Here is a 9,357-nt window from a genome sequence, read left to right as displayed (position 1 = left end):
CTCATGCTGCTTCTGGCTCTCGCGGATCCCCGCCAGCGCCTGCGCAGCGAAGGCTTCGTTGAGCTCGATCACGCCGAAATCCTGCGGTGTCAGGCCAAGCCGCGCGCAGAGTTTCTCAGTGGCGGCGACAGGGCCGATCCCCATGATGCGCGGTGGAACACCGGCGGTCGCACCGCCGATGATGCGGGCGATGGGGGTCAGCCCGTATTTCCGCGCTGCCGCTTCCGATGCGATGATCAGCGCCGCTGCACCGTCATTGACACCCGAAGCATTGCCCGCTGTCACCGATCCGCCCTTCCTGAAGGGCGTCGGCAGTTTGGCCAGTTGCTCGAGCGTTGTCTGCGGGCGCGGATGCTCGTCGCGGTCGACGATCACCGGGTCGCCCTTGCGCTGGGGAATGATGACGGGCGTGATTTCCCTGGCAAGCCGGCCATTGTCCACGGCCGCCCCTGCCCTTTGCTGGGAGCGCACAGCGAAAGCATCCTGATCGGCGCGCGAGACATGAAACTCCTCGGCGACATTCTCGCCGGTCTCCGGCATGGAATCGATGCCGTATTGCTGCTGCATCAGCGGGTTGACGAAGCGCCAGCCGATGGTGGTGTCGTGAATTTCCGCGTGGCGCGAAAACGCACCTTCGGCTTTCGGTAGAACGAAGGGCGCGCGCGACATGGATTCGACGCCGCCGGCAATGGCAATCTCGATTTCCCCGGCCTTGATGGCGCGGGCCGCCGTGATCACCGCATCCATCCCCGAACCGCACAGGCGGTTCATCGTCGTGCCCGGCACCGCCACCGGCAGGCCTGCCAGAAGCAGGGACATGCGTGCCACATTGCGGTTGTCCTCGCCCGCCTGATTGGCGCAACCATAGATGACTTCACCGATGGCTTCCCAGTCGACGGAGGGATTGCGCTGCATCAGGGCTTTCAGCGGAATGGCGCCCAGATCGTCCGTGCGGACGGAGGCTAAGGCGCCGCCGAAGCGGCCGATGGGCGTGCGGATATAGTCGCAGATATAGGCTTCAGACATCAGGCGGCCTCGTGAGCGCGTTTCGTGCGGGCATTGATATCGCGCAGCACGGAAAGTTCGGTTGCAGTGGGGACTGGCGTTTCCACGATCTCCTTAGCAAACCGGACGGGCCAGCCGCAATTCTCTTCGATCTGTCCGCGTGTCACACCCCTGTGGATCGACACCACGGTCAGCTCTTTGGTGACCGGATCAGGCTCGAAAATGCACAGGTCCGTGATGACCCGGGTCGGCCCTTTGGTTTTCATGCCGAGGCGTGCGCGATGATCGCCGCCCTCGCCATGCCCCATCGAGGTGATGAAATCGAGACGGTCGACAAAACCGCGATTGGTCAGCGCCATGGTGATGAAAATCTGGCCGCAATTGCTTGATATCTCGGGTGCGCCGCCGCCGCCGGGCAGCCGCACTTTCGGTGCATCATAAGGGCCGACCACCGTCGTGTTGAGATTGGCAAAGCGGTCGATCTGTGCGCCGCCGAGAAATCCGGTGGTGATGCGCCCGCCCTGCAGCCAGTAGCGGAACATTTCCGGCACCGACACGGTGAACAGGGCGGTGTCGCAGAGTTCGCCGTCGCCGATGGAAAGCGGGAGCACATCCGGCTTGGTGCCGATGGTGCCGCTTTCGTAGATCAGTGTGATGTCAGGCGCATGGGTCAGCCGCGCCACGTTGCAGGCGGCGGAGGGTGCGCCGATCCCGACAAAGCAGACATCATCATTGGTCAGCGCACGGGCGGCGGCAATGGTCATCATTTCCGTGGGGGTGAAATCCTGGGTCATGGTCTTGCTCCTCACGCTGCATTCGCCGCACGCCGGACGGCGTGGCGGGCAAAATCTTCCGGCTTGCCGGCAAGGACGTTCTCCCTGATCCACGCCGTAAAGCTGTCGCGGTCGCGGGCGATCTTGTCCCAGGCGATGTAGAAGGCATTGGAGCGCGGATAGTAACCATGCGCATAGGAGGGGAACGCGCCGCCCGGCACATGCACGACGGCATTGATGGCCCATCGGGGCAGGACCACAGCATTGGGCGATGGCGGATTCAACTCGTCGACGATTTCCTCCACCGTCACGATGGAACGGCTGGCGGCCAGCACCGCCTCCTTCTGCACGCCGGAAATGCCCTCGATCAGCACATTGCCCTGCCGGTCGGCGCGCTGGGCATGGATGATCGACACGTCAGGACGGATGGAGGGAACGGCGGCGAGCACCTCGCCGGTGAAGGGACAGGTGACCGACCGGATGTTCGGATTGACCTTGGCAAGGTCAGCGCCGATATAGCCGCGCAGAACGGCGAACGGCAGATTGGCCGCCCCCGCCTCATAGGCATTGGCCATGGCCGCGTGCGAATGTTCCTCGATCTCAAGCGGTCGCGGCCACTGGTTTTCCACCGCGTCGCGGAAGCGATGCAGCGAGCCCACGCCGGGATTGCCGCCCCAGGAGAACTTCATGCCGCGCGCTGCGCCGACGCCGATCAGCTGGTCATAGACGAGGTCGGGCGTCATGCGCACAAGGAAGAGCTCCTTGCGGCCCTGCCGGATGATCTCATGCCCAGCGGCATAGGGAATGAGGTGGGTGAACCCTTCCATGGCGAGTGTATCGCCATCCCTGACATTGTCCCCTATGGCTTCGGCAAGCGTGCAGATTTTTGCCACGTCTCTCTCCCTGTCGCTGTTCCCGAGGCACGGCGATGGCCGGCATCTGGTGCAAACCTCCATTTGTCCCCATGGCGTAGTCCCGTCGCGTTCCGCCCGTCAATGATTTTGTGCGTTATTTGACATTTGTTCGTATATCGCACAAATTGTGCGGAAATGCAGCGGATAAGGCAGGTGTGGATGCGTGAAACGGATTTCATCAGCGGTTTTGCCAAGGGGCTTGCCGTCATCGAGGCCTTCGACGCGGTCAATACGCGCCTGTCGATCACGGATATTGCGCGGATGACCGGGCTGGAGCGCGCCACGGCCCGCCGCTGCCTGCTGACGCTCACACAGCTTGGCTATGCGGATTATGACGGAAAATTCTTCACGCTGACGCCGCGCATCCTGCGTCTTGGCCATTCCTACCTGTCATCGACACCCCTGCCCCGGCTGATGCAGCCCTTTCTCGACCAGCTGTCGGAAAAAACCGGCGAAAGCGCCTCGGCTTCGGTGCTCGACGGCAATGAGATCGTCTACATCGCGCGTGCCTCGCACAAGCGTGTCATGTCGATCAATCTCAATCCCGGCAGCCGCCTTCCCGCCTATTGTTCCTCCATGGGCCGGGTCCTGCTCGCGGCGATGAGCGATGACGACGCACTGCGCATCCTTGCAGGCAGCAACCGCCCGGCGAACACGCCGCGCACGAAGACCGCGCTGCCGGACCTGATGGATGAAGTGCGCACCGTCAGGGCGCAGGGCTATGCGGTGATCGACCAGGAACTGGAGATCGGGCTGTGCTCCATCGCGGTTCCCGTGCGCAACACGCGCGGCATGACCATCGCCGCCATCAATGTCGGGGCGCAGGCACCGCGCGTGACGATCGCGGAAATGATCGAGCGCTATCTGCCCGCCATGCAATCGACCCGCGATACTATCGCCGCGGTGCTGGTATGACAGGCCATCGGTTCAGACAGCCATTCTGGCGCTTTGCTCGGTGCGGTACTGCCGGGGTGTCGTGCCGGTCTCCCTGGTGAAAAACCGGGTGAAATAAGCCGGATCAGCAAAGCCGAGATCATAGGCAATCTGCTTGATACTGGCAGAGGTGAACACCAGATCGCGCTTCGCCTGATCGGCAAGGCGGCGTGCCAGCAGGCCATTGGTGCTCTGCCCCGTCGCCGCCTTGACGATGCGGTTGAGATGGGTTGCCGACAAGCCGAGGTGTCCGGCATAGAACTCCGCCGGGCGATGTTCGCGGAAATGCCGGTTGACCATGATATTCAGCAGTTTCAGGCGCTCCTCCGTACTGGAGCTTTCACCGCCGGGCGGCAGTTCCGGGGCGGTCATGCGCGCTGCCAGAAGAACGATGGATTTGAGATAGGATTCCACCAGATCGTCGTGAAAGGCGCCGCCCGATGCGAGCTCAGCGCACAGGCGCTCGAGACTGTGCGTCAGAAACGCTGCATCGGCGTGATCGGGTATGAGCGAAATCAATCGCGGCGGCATGCCGGCGTCGCAGATGGTGCGGCCGGAAGACCCGAAGCGCGCGGCCAGCATGGTGATGACCATGCCATCCATATCCCGGGAAAACCGGAAGCCATGCTCGCATTGCGGCGGCACGGTGATCATGACCGGTGGTTGTATGGGATGGCTGTGCGCGCCGAAAACCGCATCGCCGGTTCCGCCGCGAAAGTACAAAATCTGAAAGAATGCCGCGTGGCGATGGGTTTTGATCTCCCAATTGTGCAATTGGCTTCTGGAGGCGATTGTCTCCCAATGCAGCCAGAAATCCGGCCGTTTCGGATGGTTTTCGCCATAGAGATCATAGGTTGGTACTGCGCCGCTCATCGGTTCCTCCCGTCCCCAATGTTCAGATTGTCCTGTTTTTTGCCTGAGAAGTCCATTGTTCAGATGCGTCCTGCCGCTAGCCTTGCGCAATTATTTCATGCTGGGAGGCATCATGCGCACGCACGTGGCTATCATCGGGTCTGGACCTGCCGGGCTTCTGCTCGGTCAGCTTCTGACCCGGGCCGGTATCGACAACATCATCCTCGACCGGTCGGGCAAGGACCATATTCTGGGGCGCGTGCGCGCCGGAGTGCTGGAAGAAGGCACGGTGCGGCTGCTCGACGAGGCGGGCGCCAGCGCCCGTCTGCATGCGGAAGGCCTGCCGCATGACGGCTTTTCGCTGGCGTTCGACGGGCGCAATCATCGCATCGATCTGTTCGATCTGACGGGCGGCAAGCGGGTGACGGTGTACGGCCAGACCGAGATGACCCGTGATCTGATGCAGCAGCGCGAGGCGGGCGGTGCACCGGCATTTTACGGGGCGCAGAACGTTGCCATCCATGATTTCGACGGGGAAAAGCCGTTCGTCACCTTCGAAAAGGACGGTAGACCCAACCGCATCGATTGCGACTTCATTGTCGGGTGCGACGGATTTCATGGGGTCAGCCGCCGGTCCGTGCCGGTGGAGGCGATCCGGACGTTCGAACGCACCTACCCCTTTGGCTGGCTCGGTGTTCTGGCGGAGGTGCCTCCGGCGGCACATGAGCTGATTTATGCCAACCATCCACGCGGCTTTGCACTGTGCTCGATGCGCTCCCTGACGCGCAGCCGCTATTACGTGCAGTGCCCGCTGGACGACAGGGTGGAGGACTGGTCCGACGACCGGTTCTGGGACGAGTTGCGGCGCCGGCTGCCGGAAGAGGATGCGGCTGCTGTCACAACAGGCCCGTCATTTGAAAAGTCCATCGCGCCGCTTCGCTCGTTCGTGGCCGAACCCATGCGCTTCGGCCGTTTGTTCCTGGCTGGCGATGCCGCCCACATCGTGCCGCCGACGGGGGCAAAGGGTCTCAATCTGGCAGCCAGCGACGTGCATTATCTCTTCGAAGGTCTGCGCGACTATTATGCCGATAAGAGCACGGCGGCCCTCGACGACTATTCGCGCCGTGCACTTTTGCGCGTGTGGAAGGCGGTGCGGTTTTCCTGGTCGATGACGATGCTGATGCATCGCTTTCCCGATACCGGCGCATTCGGCCAGAAAATACAGGAGGCCGAACTCGATTATCTCACCCACTCCCGGGCGGCATCGACCGCGCTTGCCGAGAACTATGTGGGACTGCCATTTTAGGTTATTGCTTCGGTTCCACCGCCCGCATATGCGTGCCTGAAGAACACGCCTGAAACCGGAAATTCCCATGACCGCGACAACAAACCCGCCGGACGCTATGCTTGTGCCGCCGCAACTGCAGGCTCTCGTCGCGGGCTACAGCTGGAGCCGCGATGCGCTCGGCTGTTCCGATGCGCAGGTTTTCATGCTGCAAGGCGAACGCTTGCCCCGGCTCTTCATCAAGGTCGAAGCCGTTAGCCCTTACGGTGAGTTGCCCGATGAGGCGGCGCGGCTTTGCTGGCTGTCCTCCCGCGATATGCCCTGCCCCGATGTTTTCTTCGAGGGCGCCCATGCCGGCCGCTTCTGGCTGTTGCTGAGCGGGGTTCCCGGTGAAGATCTTGCCTCGGCCGATTCATTGTCCATCGCAACGCGTATCCGGATTTTTGCCGGGGCGCTGCGCCAGTTGCATGCGCTTGATCCCGCGACCTGTCCATTCGATCACCGGCTTGACGGGCGCATTGAAGCTGCGTGGGCCCGCATGCAGGCCGGGCTGGTGGACGAGACGGATTTCGACGACGATATGCTGGGAAAGACGGCATCCGAACTTTTCGGCCGGCTTGTGGCGAAAAGGCCCGAGACAGCGGATGTCGTCGTGACCCACGGCGATGCCTGCCTGCCGAATTTCATGGCCGGGAATGGCATCTTCACCGGCTATATCGACTGCGGCCGGCTTGGTCTTGCCGATCGCTACCAGGATATTGCGCTGGCGTGCCGCAGCATTGCGGATAATTTCGGCGACGAAAGGGTGGAGCTTTTTCTGGATTGCTACGGCCCGATGCAGGCCGATCCGGCAAAGCTGGCTTATTACCGGCTGCTCGACGAGTTTTTCTGATCCGGTTTCATCTCTCCTGCCGCCTCGCGGATGGTCTGCATCAGGATCATCAGCGGCAATGACGGGGTAACGTCCGCGCGGGTTGTCAAGCCAACCGGTCCCTTGGTCTCGGTTGTGTCGATGGGCAGCAGCGCAAGCGCCCCGTCGGCGACGTCCCCGGCAACCACCCCTGCCGAAATGATCCACACCGCCTGATGGGAGCGGACGAAAGCCCGGCCAAAAGCATCGGAAACTGTCTCGATCTGATGCGGCAGCTTGGCCACGCCATTGGCGATGAGAAACCGGTCGACGAAGGGCCGGATGATGGATGCCCGCGTCGGCATCAGCACGGGGAATTCGGCAAGGCGGTTGAAAATGTCCTCGCTGGCATTGAGCAGCGGATGCCGGGCACTGACGGCAAACACCACCTGTTCGGAATAGAGATGTTCGAAGGAAAAGCCGGTCATTTTTTCCGGCGCCGCCAGCCGTCCGACCACGAGGTCAAGATCGCCGAGCCGCAATTGTTCGAGCAGCACGGCATTTTCGCCGGTGACGATTTTCAGCCGGCTCTGTGTCTTCTCCTGCAGGAACAGGCTGATGGCCTGCGGCATGATGCGGGTGGAAACCGTCGGCAAGGCGCCCACCCGGACGGGAACCCCCTCGCCCGACTGCTCGTTGCTGACGGAATCGATGCCCTGCCGCAGCGCGGTGATCGCCGCTCCGGCATAGCGCAGGAAAACCTCGCCGAACCGGGTGATGCGGATGCCGCGCCCGTCGCGCTCGAACATGGCAACCCCGAGCACCTCCTCCATTTCACGAATGGTTTTGGTTACGGCCGGTTGGCTGATATGAAGGATCGCCGCCGCCTTCATCACGCTTTTCTGGCGGGCAACTTCGAGAAAAGTCTGCAGGTGGCGGAACTTGATACGGCCGTCGATCATATATTTCATAACCCCTGGGTTAAGCGAATGCGGCAAGATATCATTTTACTGAACCAAATGCATAATCCATTATCGACATAACTGACCGGGAGGACTTCGGTGCAATTTGCTCACATCAATGGCGTTACGCTGCATTATCAGTTGATCAGCGCGCCCGCAGGCAAGCCCGTGCTGGTTTTCGCCAACTCCCTTGGTACGGATTTTCGCATCTGGCGTGACGTGATTGTGCGTCTGGTCGGAGAGTTTGCCATCGTTGCCTATGACATGCGCGGCCATGGCCTTTCCGATCTGGGAGCGCCTCCTTACAGCATCGATGATCATGTCGGTGATCTCGCGGGTTTGCTCGACTACCTCTCGGTCAAGGATGCCGTTATCTGCGGTCTGTCCGTTGGCGGGCTCGTGGCGCAGGGCCTTTATGCCACGCGGCCCGAACTCGTGCAGGCTCTGGTCCTGTGCGATACCGCGCACAGGATCGGCACAGCCGAATTCTGGAATGCGCGCATCGACGCGGTGAACCGGAATGGCATCGCATCCATTGCCGACACGATCCTGCAGCGCTGGTTCACCCCGGCCTTCCACCGGGAGCGGGCCAATGATCTGACCGGCTACCGCAACATGCTCATCCGCCAGCCTGCCGATGGCTATGGCGGTACCTGCGCGGCGCTGCGCGATGCGGATTTCACCGAAGCGGCAAAGCGCATCGCGGTGCCTGCCATCTGCGTCGTCGGCGATCAGGACGGTTCGACCCCGCCGGATCTGGTGCTCGAACTGGCAAAGCTCATCCCGGGTGCGCGCTATGAGGTGATCCGGGATGCCGGCCATATTCCCTGTGTCGAACAGCCGGAAACGCTGGTCGCCGTGATCAGGGCCTTTGTCGATGAATTCAAGCTTGGAGGGAAATCATGACGGATACGGCTGCCCCATCGCGTCGTTATCTGCAGGGCATGGCCACGCGCCGCGTCGTGCTGGGCGAAGAGCATGTCAACCGGGTGGAAACCACCAAGACCGATTTCGATCAGCCGTTCCAGGAACTGATCACCGAGGCGGCGTGGGGGCATGTCTGGTCGCGGCCCGGCTGGAGCAAGCGCGAACGCTCGATTGTCACCATCGCGCTTTTGGCCGCGCTCGGCCAGGATGACGAATTGACCATGCATATCCGCGCAACGGCCAATACGGGTGCGACACAGGACGATATCTGCGAAGCCCTGCTGCATGTTGCAATTTATGCGGGTGTTCCGGCGGCAAACCATGCCATCAAGCTGGCAAAGCAGGTCTATAAGGAACTCGAGGCCGGACAGGCCGCGTGACGGGAGGCAACTGTGTCCAATAGAAAACCGGAAACCGGAGCATTCTTCCAGCGCGACAGGCAATGGCATCCGCCTGCCTATACGCCGGATTACAAGACAAGTGTCGTCCGCTCGCCGCAACGGGCGCTGTTGTCGCTCGACAATACACTGTCGGAAATCACCGGTCCGGTGTTCGGTCATGCGCTGCTCGGCGAACTGGATGCGGACCTGATCCACAATTTTGCCCGGGCTGGTGAAAGCGCCATCGGCCAGCGCATCATCGTGCATGGCCGCGTGGTGGACGAGCGCGGTCTCGGTGTGGCGGGGGGGCTGCGCCGCCTATTCTCCGGGAGAACCCGGGGGGGGTGCCCCCCGCAAAACCCGGGGGGTTATTCGGGGGGTCTGCCTATGGGTTCTGTGTGCGGCGGCGTCACCCCCTGTGGGGGTGGGTAGTATCGAGGGTCTCGCTGTCAACCCTGGGGCGCTCGCCACAGGCG

At 62.0% G+C, this 9,357-nt stretch carries 10 protein-coding genes and 1 pseudogene; 6 read left to right on the top strand and 5 right to left on the bottom strand.

Annotation, left to right across the window (positions count from 1 at the left end):
* The 3 genes from RDL77_RS24340 to RDL77_RS24330 all read right to left on the bottom strand — a co-directional run.
* On the bottom strand, window positions 1–1,026 hold a 1,026-nt coding region (locus RDL77_RS24340), incomplete at its 3' end, for a 3-oxoadipyl-CoA thiolase (RefSeq protein ID WP_288195061.1).
* A complete protein-coding gene (locus RDL77_RS24335; RefSeq protein WP_288195059.1) occupies window positions 1,026–1,799 on the bottom strand; it encodes a CoA-transferase subunit beta in 774 nt (257 codons plus the stop codon). The genes RDL77_RS24340 and RDL77_RS24335, both read right to left, overlap by 1 nt.
* Before the next feature lie 11 nt (window positions 1,800–1,810).
* On the bottom strand, window positions 1,811–2,671 hold the full coding sequence (locus RDL77_RS24330) for a CoA transferase subunit A (RefSeq protein WP_288195058.1): 861 nt from the start codon (window positions 2,669–2,671) through the stop codon (window positions 1,811–1,813).
* A 180-nt stretch (window positions 2,672–2,851) separates the two neighbouring features.
* On the opposite strand from RDL77_RS24330, the gene RDL77_RS24325 reads away from it, so the two are divergent.
* Window positions 2,852–3,607 carry an IclR family transcriptional regulator gene (locus RDL77_RS24325; RefSeq protein ID WP_223615904.1) on the top strand — a complete coding sequence of 252 codons (756 nt, stop codon included), beginning with the start codon at window positions 2,852–2,854 and terminating at the stop codon, window positions 3,605–3,607.
* Between the two features lie 12 nt (window positions 3,608–3,619).
* Here RDL77_RS24325 and RDL77_RS24320 read toward each other — a convergent pair whose 3' ends face one another.
* Window positions 3,620–4,498, bottom strand: a complete 879-nt coding sequence (locus tag RDL77_RS24320; protein ID WP_288195056.1) for a helix-turn-helix domain-containing protein — start codon at window positions 4,496–4,498, stop codon at window positions 3,620–3,622.
* Between the two features lie 112 nt (window positions 4,499–4,610).
* On the opposite strand from RDL77_RS24320, the gene pobA reads away from it, so the two are divergent.
* On the top strand, window positions 4,611–5,783 hold the full coding sequence (pobA, locus tag RDL77_RS24315) for a 4-hydroxybenzoate 3-monooxygenase (RefSeq protein WP_288195054.1): 1,173 nt from the start codon (window positions 4,611–4,613) through the stop codon (window positions 5,781–5,783).
* A 97-nt stretch (window positions 5,784–5,880) separates the two neighbouring features.
* Window positions 5,881–6,654, top strand: a complete 774-nt coding sequence (locus RDL77_RS24310) for an APH(3')-II family aminoglycoside O-phosphotransferase (protein WP_374042791.1) — start codon at window positions 5,881–5,883, stop codon at window positions 6,652–6,654.
* On the opposite strand, the gene pcaQ is transcribed toward RDL77_RS24310, so the two are convergent.
* Entirely contained in the window at window positions 6,627–7,574 is a 948-nt protein-coding gene (pcaQ, locus tag RDL77_RS24305; protein WP_288195051.1) for a pca operon transcription factor PcaQ, read from the bottom strand. The genes RDL77_RS24310 and pcaQ overlap by 28 nt on opposite strands.
* Window positions 7,575–7,673: 99 nt before the next feature.
* On the opposite strand from pcaQ, the gene pcaD reads away from it, so the two are divergent.
* The 3 genes and pseudogenes from pcaD to RDL77_RS24290 form a co-directional block, all read left to right on the top strand.
* Window positions 7,674–8,480 carry a 3-oxoadipate enol-lactonase gene (gene pcaD / locus RDL77_RS24300; protein ID WP_288195050.1) on the top strand — a complete coding sequence of 269 codons (807 nt, stop codon included), beginning with the start codon at window positions 7,674–7,676 and terminating at the stop codon, window positions 8,478–8,480.
* Entirely contained in the window at window positions 8,477–8,881 is a 405-nt protein-coding gene (pcaC, locus tag RDL77_RS24295; RefSeq protein WP_223615898.1) for a 4-carboxymuconolactone decarboxylase, read from the top strand. The genes pcaD and pcaC overlap by 4 nt, the downstream gene beginning before the upstream one ends.
* Before the next feature lie 12 nt (window positions 8,882–8,893).
* A pseudogene (locus RDL77_RS24290) lies at window positions 8,894–9,223 on the top strand (protocatechuate 3,4-dioxygenase subunit beta); the annotation flags it as partial.
* Window positions 9,224–9,357 lie beyond the last annotated feature (134 nt).

The organism is uncultured Phyllobacterium sp., assembly GCF_902479695.1.
Classification (GTDB): Bacteria; Pseudomonadota; Alphaproteobacteria; order Rhizobiales; family Rhizobiaceae; genus Phyllobacterium; species Phyllobacterium calauticae.
This window is presented reverse-complemented; position numbering and strand designations above follow the sequence as displayed.

Coding starts and splice junctions, on each gene's coding strand:
- pcaC (WP_223615898.1), top strand. CDS start 8,477: ATGACGGATACGGCTGCCCCATCGCGTCGTTATCTGCAGGGCATGGCC.
- RDL77_RS24335 (WP_288195059.1), bottom strand. CDS start 1,799: ATGACCCAGGATTTCACCCCCACGGAAATGATGACCATTGCCGCCGCC.
- RDL77_RS24310 (WP_374042791.1), top strand. CDS start 5,881: ATGCTTGTGCCGCCGCAACTGCAGGCTCTCGTCGCGGGCTACAGCTGG.
- RDL77_RS24320 (WP_288195056.1), bottom strand. CDS start 4,498: ATGAGCGGCGCAGTACCAACCTATGATCTCTATGGCGAAAACCATCCG.
- pobA (WP_288195054.1), top strand. CDS start 4,611: ATGCGCACGCACGTGGCTATCATCGGGTCTGGACCTGCCGGGCTTCTG.
- pcaQ (WP_288195051.1), bottom strand. CDS start 7,574: ATGATCGACGGCCGTATCAAGTTCCGCCACCTGCAGACTTTTCTCGAA.
- RDL77_RS24325 (WP_223615904.1), top strand. CDS start 2,852: ATGCGTGAAACGGATTTCATCAGCGGTTTTGCCAAGGGGCTTGCCGTC.